Source organism: Streptomyces sp. NPDC059373 (assembly GCF_042751495.1).
GTDB lineage: Bacteria > Actinomycetota > Actinomycetes > Streptomycetales > Streptomycetaceae > Actinacidiphila.
Genome location: NZ_JBHYXC010000042.1, coordinates 44,814 through 58,576 on the forward strand (window position 1 = coordinate 44,814; position 13,763 = coordinate 58,576).

Genomic DNA, 13,763 nt, shown 5'->3' on the forward strand with positions numbered 1-13,763 from the left:
TCAGCGCTCCCCGGCGGCCAGGCGCAGCAGATGGTCGGCGAGTGCCTGTCCCCCGGCCGGGTCGCGGCTGATGAGCATGACGGTGTCGTCGCCGGCGATCGTGCCGAGGATGTCGTAGACCTCCGCCTGGTCGATCGCCGAGGCGAAGAACTGGGCGGCGCCGGGCGGGGTGCGTACCACGACGAGGTTGGCGGAGGCTTCGGCGGAGATGAGGAGTTCGTTGGCGAGGCGGCGCATGCGTTCCTCCTTGACGGACTCGCCGAGGGGCGCCTGCGGGGTGCGGTAGCCGCCCTCGCTGGGCACGGCGTAGATCAGCTCGCCGTTGTTGGTGCGGATCTTGACCGCGCCCAGTTCGTCGAGGTCGCGGGAGAGCGTCGCCTGGGTGACGCTCAGCCCGTCGTCGGCGAGCAGCTTGGCGAGTTGGCTCTGCGACCGCACCGCCTGCCGGTTGAGGATGTCCACGATCCGGCGGTGGCGGGCCGTCCGGGTCTGCGGTACGGCCTGGCCGCCACTCTGCTGCGCCTGCGCCTCGCTCATCGTCGTGTCATTCTCCAGCTCGCGTTTCGTCGGTTCCGTGCACGGCATATACAGAATCCAGGATGCCGGGGAGGACCTGGAGGAACGCGTCCGTCTCGGCCTCGCCGAGGATCAGCGGAGGCGCGAGCCGCACCACGTTCGGCACGGCGGCGTTCACCAGGAGTCCGGCTTCCTGAGCCGCCAGCTGGATCTGCGGGGCGAGCGGCTCGGTGAGCACGATACCCAGCAGGAGGCCCGCACCGCGCACATGATCGACCAATGGATGGCCGCCCTCCCCTCCGATGCTCTCGATTCCGTGCCGCAGCTTCTCGCCCTGCCGCTTGACGTTGTCCAGGATCCCGTCGGCCGCGATCGTGTCCAGTACGGCCAGCGCGGCGGCGCACGCGACCGGATTGCCGCCGAACGTGGTGCCGTGCTTGCCGGGGGTCAGCAGGTCCGCCGCGTCACCGAAGGCGACGGTGGCGCCGATCGGCAGACCGCCGCCCAGGCCCTTGGCGAGCGTGACGACATCGGGCTCGACGCCCTGCGCCTGGTGCTCGAACCAGTGGCCGGTGCGGCCGATACCGGTCTGCACCTCGTCCAGCACCAGCAGGGTGCCGGTCGCCCGGGTGATCTCCCGGGCGGCGGCGAGATAGCCGGCGGGCGGTACGACGACGCCGTTCTCGCCCTGGATGGGCTCCAGGATGACCATGGCGGTGTCGGTCGTGACGGCGGCCCGCAGCGCGTCCACGTCCCCGAAGGGCACATGGGTGACGTCGCCGGGCAGCGGCTTGAAGCCGTCCTGCTTGCCGGCCTGGCCGGTGAGGGCGAGCGAGCCCATGGTCCGGCCGTGGAAGGCGCCGGTGGTGGCGACCATGTGCGTACGCCCGGTCAGCCGGCCGATCTTGAACGCGGCCTCGTTGGCCTCGGCGCCGGAGTTGCAGAACAGCACCCGCCCGCTGCGCCCGAACAGCTGGATCAGCCGCTCGGCCAGCGCCACGGTGGGCTCGGCGATGAAGAAGTTGGAGACATGGCCGAGGGTCGCGATCTGCCGGGAGACCGCCTCCACGACCGCCGGGTGGCCGGTGCCGAGGGCGTTGACCGCGATGCCGCCGAGGAAGTCCAGGTACTCCTTGCCCTCGGCGTCCCACAGCTTGGCGCCTTCGCCGCGGACCAGGGGCAGGCGCGGGGTCCCGTAGTTGTTCATCAGGCTGCCCTGCCAGCGCTGGGTGAACTCCTGGTTGGTCATGCCCGTCCCCCTTCGGTGTCGTCTGTCGCGTCCGGCACGACCATCGTGCCGATGCCCTCATCCGTGAAGATCTCCAGCAGGATCGAGTGCTGGACCCGCCCGTCGATGACGCGGGCGGTGTTGACGCCGTTGCGTACGGCGAAGAGGCAGCCCTCCATCTTGGGGACCATGCCGCTGGACAACTCCGGGAGCAGCTTCTCCAGCTCTGCCGCGGTGAGGCGGCTGATCACCTCGTCGCTGTTCGGCCAGTCCTCGTAGAGGCCCTCGACATCGGTGAGGACCATCAGCGTCTCGGCGCCCAGCGCGGCCGCGAGCGCGGCGGCGGCGGTGTCGGCGTTGACGTTGTAGACGTGGTTGTCCTCGGCGCTGCGGGCGATGGAGGAGACCACCGGGATCCGGCCGTTGTCCAGCAGCGCCTCGATGGCACCGGTGTCGATCTCGGTGATCTCGCCGACCCGGCCGATGTCCACGGACTCGCCGTCGATCTGCGGGAAGTGCTGGGTGGCGGTGATGGTGTGGGCGTCCTCGCCGGTCATGCCGACGGCGAGCGGCCCGTGCTGGTTGAGCAACCCGACCAGCTCGCGCTGCACCTGTCCGGCCAGCACCATCCGTACGACGTCCATCGCCTCGGGGGTGGTGACCCGCAGCCCGGCCTTGAACTCGCTGACCAGGCCGTGCCGGTCGAGCTGGGCGCTGATCTGCGGGCCGCCGCCGTGCACGACGACCGGCTTGAGGCCGGCGTGCCGCAGGAAGACCACGTCCTGCGCGAAGGCGGCCTTCAGCCCCTCGTCGATCATGGCGTTGCCGCCGAACTTGATGACGACGGTCTTGCCGTGGTGCCGGGTCAGCCAGGGCAGCGCCTCAATGAGGATCTGCGCCTTGGGGAGGGCGGTGTGCTTCCTCGTCGTACTCATGAGCTGTACGCGCTGTTCTCGTGGACGTACTCGGCGGTCAGGTCGTTGGTCCAGATGGTGGCCGTCTCCGCGCCCGCGGCGAGGTCGGCGATGATGTGCACCTCGCGGTAGCGCATGTCGACCAGGTCGCGGTCCTCGCCGACCGAGCCGTCCTTGCAGACCCACACCCCGTTGATGGCGACGTTGAGCCGGTCCGGGTCGAAGGCGGCGGCCGTGGTGCCGATCGCGGAGAGCACGCGGCCCCAGTTGGGGTCCTCGCCGTGGATGGCGCACTTGAGGAGGTTGTTCCGGGCGATGGAGCGGCCGACCTCGACCGCGTCCTCCTCGGTGGCCGCGCCGACGACCTCGACCTTGATGTCCTTGGACGCGCCCTCGGCGTCGCCGATCAGCTGGCGGGCCAGGTCGGCGCACACCTTCTCCACGGCGGCGGCGAAGTCGTCGTAGGCGGGGGCGACTTCGGAGGCGCCGGAGGCGAGCAGCAGCACGGTGTCGTTGGTGGACATGCAGCCGTCGGAGTCGGCCCGGTCGAAGGTCGTACGGGTCGCCGCGCGCAGCGCCTTGTCGAGGGTGGCGGGGTCCACGTCGGCGTCGGTGGTGATGACGACCAGCATCGTGGCCAGGCCCGGGGCGAGCATGCCCGCGCCCTTGGCCATGCCGCCGACGGCCCAGCCCTCGCCCTCGGCGACGGCGGTCTTGTGGACGCTGTCGGTGGTCTTGATGGCGATGGCGGCCTTTTCGCCCCCGTACGGGGAGAGTTCGGCGGCGGCCTTGTCGATGCCCGGCAGCAGCTTGTCCATCGGGAGCCGGATGCCGATCAGTCCGGTCGAGGCCACGGCGATCTCCGCCGCGCTCCCGCCGGTCGCCTCGGCGACCTTCTCGGCGGTGGCGTGGGTGTCCTGGAAGCCGAGCGGACCCGTACAGGCGTTGGCGCCGCCGGAGTTGAGGACGACGGCGGAGACCTGGCCACCCTTGAGCACCTGCTCGGACCAGACGACGGGCGCGGCCTTGACGCGGTTGGAGGTGAAGACACCGGCGGCGGCGAGGCGCGGCCCGTTGTTGACCACCAGGGCCAGGTCCGGGTTGCCGTTCTCCTTGATCCCGGCGGCGATTCCTGCCGCCGTGAATCCCTTGGCTGCCGTGACGCTCACGCTGATGCCTCCTCGTTGTCTTTGCCCTCCACCCGCTGCGCGGGTGTGGGCATCGTTGTCATACGCGGCCGAGCCGCACCGTCACATGGCGCCATCCGCATCAAAAGGGCCGCGAAAACCCGGCGCGTAGCCACAGCCGCTGTCCGCGTGCGCGCGCTCCGGCCGGCACCGACCACTGCCCCATGCGACTCCCGCCTGCCCGCCGCAGGCGACCGCACGAGCCGGAGCCCGCTCATGGCGCCACCCCGGTGGTGCCCAGTCCCAGCTCCTCGGGGAACCCGAGGGCGATGTTCATGCTCTGCACCGCGCCGCCGGCGGTGCCCTTGGTGAGGTTGTCGATCGCGCTGATGGCGATGATCCGGCCGGCGCTCTCGTCGTACGCGACCTGGATCAGCGCGGCGTTGGAGCCGTACACGGCGGACGTGGCGGGCCAGCGGCCCTCGGGCAGCAGGTGCACGAACGGCTCGTCGGCCAGCGCCTTCTCGTACGCGGACCGTACGCCGTCCGCCGTCACGCCCGGTTTGGCCTTCGCGCTGCACGTGGCGAGGATGCCGCGTGACATGGGCGCCAGCGTCGGCGTGAAGGACACCGACACCCGCTCCCCCGCGGCCGCCGACAGGTTCTGGATCATCTCGGGTGTGTGCCGGTGCCCGCCGCCGACGCCGTACGGCGTCATGCTGCCCATGACCTCACTGCCGAGCAGGTGCGGCTTGGCCGCCTTCCCCGCCCCCGAGGTGCCGGACGCGGCGACGATCACGGCCTCCGGCTCGGCCAGCCCAGCGGCGTACGCCGGGAACAGCGCGAGCGACGCCGCCGTCGGGTAGCAACCGGGGACCGCGATGCGCCTGGACCCCTCCAGCGCGGCGCGGGCACCCGGCAGCTCCGGGAGGCCGTACGGCCAGGTCCCGGCGTGCGGGGAGCCGTAGAAGGCCTCCCAGTCGCCTGCGTCCTTGAGCCGGAAGTCGGCCCCGCAGTCCACGATCAGCGCGGCCTCCCCGAGCTGCTCCGCCACGGCGGCGGACTGCCCGTGCGGCAACGCGAGGAACACCACGTCATGCCCCGCCAGGACCTCGGTGGTCGTCGGCTCCAGCACCCGGTCGGCCAGCGGCAGCAGGTGCGGCTGCAGCCCCCCGAGTCGCTGCCCCGCGTTGGAGTTGCCGGTGACCGCGCCGATCTCGATCTCGGGGTGGTTCAGCAGCAGCCGCAGGACCTCTCCGCCCGCGTAACCGCTCGCTCCCGCCACCGCTGCACGCAACGCCATTTCATCCTCCAGAACCCGATGGCATGACTATACGGTCCACGGAAGCTTTATGCAAAGCAGTTCGAACCAGCTCGATGCGACCCTCGCACCCCGCGTACCCTCTTCCCCGTGCCGGCCCCATCCCCGCATCGCGTCGCCGTCCTCGTGCTCGAGGGTGCGAAGCCTCTCGACGTCGGTATTCCCGCGCAGGTGTTCACGACCCGCGCGAGCATGCCGTACGAAGTGCGGGTGTGCGGCGCGGCACCCGGTCTCGTGACCGGCGGCGACGGCCTGTCGTACGACGTCGCCCACGGCCTCGAAGCACTCGAGTGGGCTGACATCGTCTTCGTCCCCGGCTACCGGTTCCCGGACCGCGACGACCCTCCGCGGGCCGTCGTCGACGCGCTGATCGCCGCCCACGATCGGGGCGCGCGGCTCGCCGCCATCTCGACGGGCGCCTTCGCGCTCGCCGCCACGGGCCTGCTCGACGGCAGGCGCGCCACGACGCACTGGCACTACACGCGGGCACTCGCGGCGAAGTGGCCGCTCGTTCAGGTCGACGAGAACGTTCTGTTCGTCGACGAGGGCAGCGTGCTGACCTCGGCCGGCGCCGCCTCGGGCATCGACCTGTGCCTGCATATCCTGCGCGGCGATCTCGGGGTGTCCGCGTCGAACCACGCGGCCCGGCGCCTCGTGGCGGCCCCCTACCGCAGCGGCGGTCAGGCGCAGTACGTGCCGCGCAGCGTGCCCGAGCCGCTCGGCGAGCGGTTCGCCGCCACCCGGGAGTGGGCGCTGCGCCGGCTCGGTGAGCCCCTCACCCTTGACGTGCTCGCCCGGCATGCGGCGGTGTCGCCGCGCACGCTCTCGCGACGCTTCGTCGAGGACACGGGGTACACGCCGATGCAGTGGGTCATGCGCGCCCGCATCGACATGGCCCGCGAGCTGCTCGAGCGTTCGCAGCGGAGTGTCGAGCAGATCGCCGCCGACGTCGGTCTCGGCACCGGTGCGAATCTGCGGCAGCACTTCCAGCGCATCCTCGACACCACGCCGAGCGAGTATCGGCGCACCTTCGCCCAGGGTGAGTAGCCCGCCACCACCATGTGGCGCGATCCTTTCGGACCGTGGCGATCACGCCACTGTCTCCGGCTGATGCCGCGCGCGAACCTGAGGGCGAACCCGAAGGGACACCACTCATGACTCGCATCGCCATCAACGGCTTCGGCCGCATCGGACGCAATGTGCTGCGCGCACTGCTCGAACGCGACAGCGACCTCGAGGTCGTCGCCGTCAACGACCTCACGGAGCCCGCCACCCTCGCGCGGCTGCTCGCCTACGACACGACGGCGGGCCGGCTCGGTCGCCCGGTGAATGTCGACGGGGACGCCCTCGTCGTCGACGGCCGTCGCATCACCGTGCTCGCCGAGCGCGAACCCGCGCAGCTGCCATGGGCCGAGCTCGGCGTCGACATCGTGCTCGAGGCGACCGGCCGCTTCACGTCGGCCACGGCCGCCCGCGCCCATATCGACGCGGGCGCGAAGAGGGTACTCGTCAGCGCGCCGGCGGACGGCGCCGATGTCACGCTCGCCTTCGGGGTCAACACCGACGCGTACGACCCGGCCGCGCACACGATTGTCTCGAACGCCTCGTGCACGACCAACGCGCTTGCGCCGCTGGCCGCGGTGCTCGACGATCTTGCCGGCATCGAGCACGGCTTCATGACGACGGTGCACGCCTACACGCAGGAGCAGAACCTGCAGGACGGTCCGCACCGCGACGCCCGCCGCGCCCGCGCCGCCGCTGTCAACATCGTGCCGACCACGACGGGCGCCGCCAAGGCGATCGGCCTTGTGCTGCCGAATCTCGACGGCAGGCTGTCGGGCGACTCGATCCGCGTGCCGGTTCCGGTCGGATCGATCGTCGAACTCAACACGACCGTCGCCCGCGACGTGACGCGCGAGGACGTGCTGGCGGCGTACCGCACCGCGGCGGACGGGCCGCTCGCCGGCGTACTCGAGTACTCGGACGACCCGCTCGTGTCCTCCGACATCACGGGGAATCCGGCCTCGTCGATCTTCGACTCGGCTCTCACCCGCGTCGACGGCCGCCACGTCAAGGTGGTCGCCTGGTACGACAACGAGTGGGGCTTCTCGAACCGCGTGATCGACACGCTCGAGCTCCTCGCCGCCGGCTGACCGGAAGCCGGGGGCCTACGTCGGAGGCCACGCTGCCCAGCACCTCCTGCTTGGCGCTCCAGTTGGCCGGCCGGGCCAACCCGAGCGCCCGGTCCCACCGGTGCGTGTTCCGATACTCTGAACGATCTGTTCAGTAAATGGTCGGGGTCACGATGGTCAGGGAGTGTCGGTGAAGGCAGCGGACGACAGTGGCGAAGAGGCGGCCGGCGGCGCCCTCGCACCCAGGGGGCGCCCTCGCAGTGAGGCGCGACGGGCTGCGATCCTGGCGGCGGCCGGCGACCTCATGATGGAGGGCGGCCTACGGGCGGCGACCATGGAGGCGATCGCCGCCCGCGCCGGGGTGGGCAAGGCCACGGTCTACAAGTGGTGGCCTTCGCGCGGGGCGGTCGCCCTGGAGGGGTTCATGCTCCGGGCGGCCAGCTCCTGGTCCCTGCCCGAGGACGCGTCGGCGCCCGAGGCGCTGCGGATTCTCGCGGTTGCCTCGGTACGCCTGTTCACCCGCTCGCCGGCAGGGCCGCTGATGCGCGCCCTGGCCGCCGACGCGCAGTCGGACCCCGAGATCGCCCAGGCGCTGCGCGAGCAGTGGCTCGGGCCACGTCGGGCGGTGGCCGCCGAGGTCATCCGTGAGGGCATCGCGCGCGGCGAACTCCGCGCGGACCTGGACATGGCTGCGGTACTGGACCTCGTCTTCGCTCCCGTCTACTACCGACTGCTGTTCAGCCACGAGCCACTGGACGAGGCCTTCGCGGAGCGCTGCATCGACCACGTACTGACGGGGATCGCCACGGCGGGGAATGCCTGAGCACGGCAGCGCGCTTATACTGAACGCACTGTTCAGTAACTAGCTGCGGAGTGATCCGATGAGAGCTCGCACCACGCCCGCCCCCTCGACGGCTCTCGCCGCCGGGCGGACGAGCGGACCGGCCGGATCTCCCCGCTCGCTGCGATGGGTCACGATCACCCTGGCCTTCGCCTGCGGGGCGAGCGTGGCCAACCTCTACTACGCCCAGCCCCTCCTCAGCCTCATCAGCCACGCCTTCAACGTGGGCCAGGGCACGGCAACAACCGTCGTCACCGTGACTCAGGTCGGGTACGCGCTGGGCCTGGCCCTCCTTTTGCCCCTGGGTGACCTGCTGGAGAACCGGCGGCTGGCCTCCCGCACCCTCCTGCTGACGGCGGTCGCGCTGGCGGTGGCCGCCTTCGCACCGAACCTCTGGATCTTCCTGGCCGTGTCGGCCATGGTCGGGGTGACCTCGGTGGTCGCCCAGATCCTGATACCCCTCGCCGCACACCTGGCTCCCCCGGAATCCCGCGGCAAGGTCGTCGGACAGGTGACCAGCGGGCTGCTCCTCGGCGTCATGCTCGCCCGCTCCGTCTCCAGCTTCGCCGCGGCGGCCTGGGGCTGGCGCAGCATCTACGCCATCTCCGCGGTCATGATGCTGCTCACGTCCCTCGCGCTGGCCAAGCTGCTGCCGGTCCGACAGCCCGCACACACCGCACGCTACGGCGCGCTTCTGGCGTCGGTCGTACGCCTGGGCCGCAGCGAACCGGTACTCGTGCGTCGGGCCCTCACCCAGGCGTGCATGTTCGGGGCCTTCACCGCGTACTGGACGGCCGTCTCCTACGAACTGATCGACCGCCACCATCTGTCCCAGGCGGGCGTCGCCGTCTTCGCGCTCGTAGGAGCGGCCGGCGCCGCGTCGGCCCCGGTCGCCGGACGTCTGGGCGATGCCGGACACGGTACGGCCGTCCGTGCCTGCGCCCTCGTCCTGGGCCTCGTGTCGATGCTCGTGGCCGGGCTCGGCGTGTCCAATCTCTTCGCGCTCGCCTTGGGTGGCGTACTCCTGGACTTCGCCGTCCAAAGCCACCAGGTGCTGAGCCAGCGGGACATTTACGCCCTGCGCCCGGACGCGCGCGCACGGGTCAACTCCCTCTACATGACCAGCGTCTTCCTCGGCGGAGCCGCCTCCTCCGCGGCCACCGGCGCGGTTCTGGCGGCCTGGGGCTGGAGCGGCGTCACCGTCATGGCGGCCGCGCTCATCGCGGTGGGCCTCGTGATCTGGATCGCGGAGCGGATGACAGGGGCGCGGGCGACGGACTCGGTGGCGCAGCCGCTGGCCGACTGAGGCACCCGGTCAATCCTGGCCGCGGGTGTTGGCGCGGTCGACCTCCACGGGCCGGCTGACCGTACCCACCATGGCCATCGGCGCCCACCCCGTGGGCCGAGCGCTCGAACAGCAGCGCCGGCCGCCCGCCGACGACCTCGTCGGCCGCATCGTCGCGGACTGCGGCCACATCGTCCCGCTGCACCGCCCTCGGAGACTGCTCGGGCTGCTGGAACCGTTCCTGGCGGCCGAGCCGTTGACAGGAGCGGTGGGCAATCGCAGACTCCGAAGTCAAGAGAGTCGATGAACGATAGTTCACTACGCGAACGCACGGGACCGCGAGCAAAGGACAGCCGCTGATGACCATCCATCGCGAACTGCTGATCGGCGGCAAGGACGTGCCTGCCGCATCGGGCCGTACCACCGAGGACATCAACCCCTACAGCGGCGAGGTGTACGCCACCCTGGCCGCGGGGGGCGTCGAGGATGTGACGCTGGCGGTGGATGCCGCGGAGGCGGCGTTCGCGGACTGGGCGGCGGTGAGTCCGTTCGCGCGGCGGGCGATCTTCCTGAAGGCGGCGGATCTGCTGGAGGCGCGGGGCGGGCAGGCCGCGGACCTCATGGCGGGCGAGGCCGGGGGCACGCGGCCGTGGGCGTACTTCAATGTCGCGCTGGCCGCCAACATGCTGCGGGAGGCCGCGGCCGCGATCACCGCCCCGCGGGGCGAGGTTCTCACGGCGCAGGAAGAGGGCGCCCTCGGCCTCGCGGTGCGGGAGCCGGTCGGGGTGGTCGCGGCGTTCGCGCCCTGGAACGCGCCGGTCATCCTGGGCGTACGGGCCGTGGCCGCACCGCTGGCGGCGGGCAACACGGTGGTGGTCAAGCCCAGCGAGGACGCGCCGCTGGCGTGCGGGCTGTTCGTGGCGGACGTACTGAGGGAGGCCGGGCTGCCGGACGGCGTGCTCAACGTCGTCACCAACGCGCCGGAGGACGCCGCCGAGGTCGCCGAGGCCCTGGTCTCGGACCCGCGGGTGCGGGCGGTGAACTTCACCGGGTCGACGAACATCGGCCGGATCATCGGCACGCATGCCGCGGCCCACCTCAAGCCGGCCGTCCTCGAACTCGGCGGCAAGAACGCCATCATCGTGCTCGACGACGCCGACGTGGACTACGCCGTGGACGCCGTCACCTTCGGCGTGTTCATGAACGCGGGCCAGATCTGCATGTCCGGCGACCGCATCCTGGTCCACGAGTCGCTGGCCGAGGAGTTCACGGCGAAGTTCACCGCCAAGGTCGCCGCGCTGCCCTCCGGCAACCCGGCCGAGCCGACCACCGTCATCGGCCCCCTGGTCAGCGCCGCCGCCGCGCAGCGCGTGGCCCGCCTGGTCGCCGACGCCACCGCCAAGGGCGCCACCGTCCTCACCGGCGGCGGGGAGCCCGAGGGCGCGGTGCACCCGGCGACCGTGCTGCGTGACGTGCCCGGGGATGCCGACCTCTACCACGGCGAGGCCTTCGGCCCGGTGTGCGTCATCGACACCTTCGCCAGTGACGACGAGGCCGTGGCCAAGGCCAACGACACCGCCAACGGCCTCACCGCCGGCATCATCACCGAGAACGGCACCCGCGGCCTCACCGTCGCCCGCCGCCTCCGTACCGGCATCGTCCACATCGGCGACCAGTCCGTCGCCGACGAGCCCCAGGCCCCGTTCGGCGGCTTCCAGGCCTCGGGTTACGGGCGCTTCGGCGGCCGCTGGGGCATCGAGGCCTTCAGCAACACCCGCTGGGTCACCCTGGCGACCCAGCACGCGCACTTCCCGTTCTAGTGCCGGGAGGGGCACCAGGACCGGGCAGGGGCACGCCGTCGAGCCCCCAGGCGGGTTCGATCGGGATCCCGAGCCGGTGCAGCACGGTGGGCGCGATGTCCACCAGCCGGGGGTTGTCCAGCCCCGGGACGTGTTCGCCGAGGTGCCCGTCCACCTCGGCGAGCACGACGAACACCTCCCGTTCGGCGTCCGTGACCCCGCCGTGGCCGCCCCCGTCCAGATGGCCGTGGTCCGTCGTGACCAGGACGGTCCACCGCTCGTCCGGGAAGCTCTCGCGGGCGCGGATCGTGTCGAGCAGCCGCCCGAGGTAACCGTCCTGCCGCAGCAGCGCGTCGCGGTAGTCCTCGCCGAGGGGCCCGACCTCGTGGGCCACCTCGTCGGTGCTGCCGAAGTAGACGAAGACCGCGTCCGGGTCGTGGCCGCCGGGCCCGAGCCACCGCTCGGCCGTCTCCACGACCAGGCGGTCGCAGTCGGCGTATCCGTCCCGGTCGCCGTCGAAGTGCACGCGGGCGTCGATGCGCGCCCCGAGCGTGCCGTACCGGGCCAGGTGGCCCCACGAGACGACGGCTGCGGTGGCGAGGCCCGGGCGCACCGACTTGGCCCGGGTCAGGAAGTCCGGGTAGCGCGCGTAGTCGGGCGAGGCGAAGCCGTTGTCCGTGACGCCGTGCTTGTCGGGCCACACCCCGGTCACCACTGTCGACCAGCCCGGACCCGAGTCGCTGTACGCGACGCCCGTCACGCCGTCGGCGTCGCCCGGCACCCCGTAGGGCAGCAGGCTGGTGCCGTACGCACCACTGGCCATCAGACCGTGAAGCACCGGCGGACGGAACTCGGTCAGCCGGTCGAACCGCACGCCGTCCATGCCGACGACCAGCACCTTCGCTGCTGCCGTGACCGTCATGTCATGCCTCGGGCACGGCGACGACGGCGTCCACCTCGATCAGGAGCTCGGGCCGGAAGAGCCCGGCCACCCGCACCAGCGAGCTCGCCGGGTTCGGGCGGTCACCGAGGGCTGGCCGGATCAGCTCGTCCCGTACGTCCCGCACCGCCTGGAGGTCGGCCAGATCCGTCACGTACCAGTTGAAGCGGACGACATCCGGCCAGTCCGCGCCGAGCGAGCGCAGCACCCGGTGCAGATTGCCCAGCGCCTGCCGGGTCTGGGTGGCCATGTCGTCGCCGACCGCCTTGCCGTCGGCGTCGATGGCGACCTGGCCGGAGAGGAAGGCCAGCCGGCCGGTGGCGGTGACGGCGTACGCGTAGCCATTTCCGGGGGCGAGGTCCGGGACATCGTCGAGGCGATCAGTGATGGGCATGGCGCGACTTTACGTGCCGCGCCCCGGGCGTGGCACCGGAATTAGGGGGCGCTGCGGGCGCCTGGGGCGTACGGTCCCGCGCATGGACAAGCGGCTCGACGACCCGGTGGGCGCTGCCCGCGCCTTCGTTCAGGAGCGGTACCCCGATGCCCTGGCGGCCTTTCTGGGCGGCTCGACAGCACGGGGTGAGGGCACCCCGACCTCCGATCTGGACATCGTGCTGGTGCTGCCCGCCCCCGCCGAGGTCCACGGGGAGAACCTGCTGTGGGGCGGCTGGCCGGTGGAACTCTTCGTCCACACACGGGAGTCGGTGCTGGGCTTCATGGAGTTCGACCGTTCGCGCGGTTCGGGGACGATGGCCTTCATGTGCGCGAGCGGGGTGGTCCTGCACGATCGCGACGGCACGGCCGAGCAGCTCCGGGACGCCGCCCACCGAAGCCTCGCCGCCGGTCCCCCGCCGCCCGAGGCGGCCGGGCTGGAGCGGGCCCGCTATGACGTCACGGACCTGCGGGACGACCTGCTGGGCGCAAGCGCGACGGACGAGGACGAGCTGCTGGCCATCGCGGCGACCCTGCTGGAGCGCACCGCCGGGCTGCTGTTCGCCGTACGGAACCACTGGCGCGGCGGCGGAAAGTGGCTGCCCCGGCGGCTGCGCGAGACCGACCCCGAGCTGGCGGACCCGCTGCTGGACGGCTATCGCACGCTGGTGCGCGGCGGGCCGCGCGAGCCGTTCGCCGAGGCGGTGGCCGCAGTCCTCGACGCATCCGGGGGCCCGTTGTGGGCGGGCTACCGGCGGGTGCCGGATGCCCGGATGATGGCGCACCTGCGCGAGGGTGCATACTCGGCCGCCGACCCTAGACTGGAGGCGCAGCCTTCAGACCGCGCCTAGGGAGGTCGGGTCGGATGCACGCGAATGTGGGAGACACGCTGAAGCAGCATGGCCGGGTCGTCGGCCAGCACGACCGGGACGCGCAGATCACCGAGGTCCTGGGCCCGGGCGGGGAGCCGCCGTACCGAGTGCGCTACGAGGACGGCCACGAGTGCGTGCTGTCCCCCGGGCCGGACTCCGTCGTGATGCACAGGGCGGGCGAAACCCCGGCACCCTGAAGTCCGTCACGTCAGGACCGCGGCGCCCGCCGCGGTCCAGACGCTGGTGCGGTGACCCGAATGGTTCACCGCGTCCGTCCGGTTCCCGGGTCCGGGCGCAAAAACACGGCGGCCGGGCTCATATCCCCACCCCCCAGGGTTGAAAAAAACCAGCCCGCC

Annotated in this window: 14 protein-coding genes and 1 pseudogene; 8 read left to right on the forward strand and 7 right to left on the reverse strand. The window is 71.8% G+C overall.

The genetic code is table 11. The features are described from left to right. The 5 genes from ACFXJ5_RS34720 to argC all read right to left on the reverse strand — a co-directional run bounded on the left by ACFXJ5_RS34720 (position 1) and on the right by argC (position 5,088). Positions 1-537, reverse strand: a complete 537-nt coding sequence (locus ACFXJ5_RS34720; RefSeq protein ID WP_127358837.1) for an arginine repressor — start codon at positions 535-537, stop codon at positions 1-3. A 7-nt stretch (positions 538-544) separates the two neighbouring features. After that, complete coding sequence (locus ACFXJ5_RS34725) at positions 545-1,765, reverse strand: acetylornithine transaminase (RefSeq protein WP_384640263.1); 1,221 nt, start codon at positions 1,763-1,765, stop codon at positions 545-547. Further along, entirely contained in the window at positions 1,762-2,679 is a 918-nt protein-coding gene (argB, locus tag ACFXJ5_RS34730; RefSeq protein WP_384640265.1) for an acetylglutamate kinase, read from the reverse strand. Before argB ends, ACFXJ5_RS34725 begins: the two co-directional genes overlap by 4 nt. Next, positions 2,676-3,827 (reverse strand): bifunctional glutamate N-acetyltransferase/amino-acid acetyltransferase ArgJ, encoded by a 1,152-nt coding sequence (argJ, locus tag ACFXJ5_RS34735; protein ID WP_384640268.1) that lies wholly within the window; start codon positions 3,825-3,827, stop codon positions 2,676-2,678. Before argJ ends, argB begins: the two co-directional genes overlap by 4 nt. A 232-nt stretch (positions 3,828-4,059) precedes the next feature. Then, positions 4,060-5,088, reverse strand: a complete 1,029-nt coding sequence (gene argC / locus ACFXJ5_RS34740; RefSeq protein WP_384640270.1) for an N-acetyl-gamma-glutamyl-phosphate reductase — start codon at positions 5,086-5,088, stop codon at positions 4,060-4,062. Between the two features lie 108 nt (positions 5,089-5,196). Between argC and ACFXJ5_RS34745 the strand changes: the two genes are divergently transcribed. From ACFXJ5_RS34745 to ACFXJ5_RS34770, 6 genes and pseudogenes are all read left to right on the forward strand, one after another. Continuing rightward, a complete protein-coding gene (locus tag ACFXJ5_RS34745) occupies positions 5,197-6,153 on the forward strand; it encodes a GlxA family transcriptional regulator (RefSeq protein WP_384640273.1) in 957 nt (318 codons plus the stop codon). A gap of 107 nt (positions 6,154-6,260) precedes the next feature. Next, positions 6,261-7,259: a type I glyceraldehyde-3-phosphate dehydrogenase gene (gene gap / locus ACFXJ5_RS34750; RefSeq protein ID WP_384640275.1), complete on the forward strand. Its 999-nt coding sequence runs from the start codon at positions 6,261-6,263 to the stop codon at positions 7,257-7,259. 169 nt (positions 7,260-7,428) lie between these two features. After that, on the forward strand, positions 7,429-8,061 hold the full coding sequence (locus ACFXJ5_RS34755; RefSeq protein WP_384640279.1) for a TetR/AcrR family transcriptional regulator: 633 nt from the start codon (positions 7,429-7,431) through the stop codon (positions 8,059-8,061). Positions 8,062-8,119: 58 nt separating this feature from the next. Beyond that, entirely contained in the window at positions 8,120-9,385 is a 1,266-nt protein-coding gene (locus ACFXJ5_RS34760; RefSeq protein ID WP_384640282.1) for an MFS transporter, read from the forward strand. A gap of 43 nt (positions 9,386-9,428) precedes the next feature. Further along, positions 9,429-9,671 (forward strand): annotated as a pseudogene (locus ACFXJ5_RS34765) (hypothetical protein); the annotation flags it as partial. Positions 9,672-9,723: 52 nt separating this feature from the next. Beyond that, positions 9,724-11,184: an aldehyde dehydrogenase family protein gene (locus tag ACFXJ5_RS34770; RefSeq protein WP_384640285.1), complete on the forward strand. Its 1,461-nt coding sequence runs from the start codon at positions 9,724-9,726 to the stop codon at positions 11,182-11,184. Here ACFXJ5_RS34770 and ACFXJ5_RS34775 read toward each other — a convergent pair. Further along, positions 11,147-12,085: an alkaline phosphatase family protein gene (locus tag ACFXJ5_RS34775; RefSeq protein WP_384640288.1), complete on the reverse strand. Its 939-nt coding sequence runs from the start codon at positions 12,083-12,085 to the stop codon at positions 11,147-11,149. The two genes, ACFXJ5_RS34770 and ACFXJ5_RS34775, sit on opposite strands and share 38 nt — an antisense overlap. 1 nt (position 12,086) lies before the next feature. Beyond that, positions 12,087-12,497: a RidA family protein gene (locus ACFXJ5_RS34780; RefSeq protein ID WP_384640291.1), complete on the reverse strand. Its 411-nt coding sequence runs from the start codon at positions 12,495-12,497 to the stop codon at positions 12,087-12,089. An 82-nt stretch (positions 12,498-12,579) separates the two neighbouring features. Between ACFXJ5_RS34780 and ACFXJ5_RS34785 the strand changes: the two genes are divergently transcribed. Then, positions 12,580-13,386 carry a nucleotidyltransferase domain-containing protein gene (locus tag ACFXJ5_RS34785; protein ID WP_384640294.1) on the forward strand — a complete coding sequence of 269 codons (807 nt, stop codon included), beginning with the start codon at positions 12,580-12,582 and terminating at the stop codon, positions 13,384-13,386. A 14-nt stretch (positions 13,387-13,400) separates the two neighbouring features. After that, positions 13,401-13,604 (forward strand): DUF1918 domain-containing protein, encoded by a 204-nt coding sequence (locus ACFXJ5_RS34790; protein WP_384640296.1) that lies wholly within the window; start codon positions 13,401-13,403, stop codon positions 13,602-13,604. The last annotated feature ends 159 nt before the right edge of the window (positions 13,605-13,763 follow it).

What these genes read in the sequence shown, in the direction of transcription:
- ACFXJ5_RS34785 (WP_384640294.1), top strand. Translation starts at nt 12,580, where the DNA reads ATGGACAAGCGGCTCGACGACCCGGTGGGCGCTGCCCGCGCCTTCGTT.
- ACFXJ5_RS34780 (WP_384640291.1), bottom strand. Translation starts at nt 12,497, where the DNA reads ATGCCCATCACTGATCGCCTCGACGATGTCCCGGACCTCGCCCCCGGA.
- argB (WP_384640265.1), bottom strand. Translation starts at nt 2,679, where the DNA reads ATGAGTACGACGAGGAAGCACACCGCCCTCCCCAAGGCGCAGATCCTC.
- gap (WP_384640275.1), top strand. Translation starts at nt 6,261, where the DNA reads ATGACTCGCATCGCCATCAACGGCTTCGGCCGCATCGGACGCAATGTG.
- ACFXJ5_RS34790 (WP_384640296.1), top strand. Translation starts at nt 13,401, where the DNA reads ATGCACGCGAATGTGGGAGACACGCTGAAGCAGCATGGCCGGGTCGTC.
- ACFXJ5_RS34760 (WP_384640282.1), top strand. Translation starts at nt 8,120, where the DNA reads ATGAGAGCTCGCACCACGCCCGCCCCCTCGACGGCTCTCGCCGCCGGG.
- ACFXJ5_RS34725 (WP_384640263.1), bottom strand. Translation starts at nt 1,765, where the DNA reads ATGACCAACCAGGAGTTCACCCAGCGCTGGCAGGGCAGCCTGATGAAC.
- argC (WP_384640270.1), bottom strand. Translation starts at nt 5,088, where the DNA reads ATGGCGTTGCGTGCAGCGGTGGCGGGAGCGAGCGGTTACGCGGGCGGA.
- ACFXJ5_RS34775 (WP_384640288.1), bottom strand. Translation starts at nt 12,085, where the DNA reads ATGACGGTCACGGCAGCAGCGAAGGTGCTGGTCGTCGGCATGGACGGC.
- ACFXJ5_RS34770 (WP_384640285.1), top strand. Translation starts at nt 9,724, where the DNA reads ATGACCATCCATCGCGAACTGCTGATCGGCGGCAAGGACGTGCCTGCC.
- ACFXJ5_RS34720 (WP_127358837.1), bottom strand. Translation starts at nt 537, where the DNA reads ATGAGCGAGGCGCAGGCGCAGCAGAGTGGCGGCCAGGCCGTACCGCAG.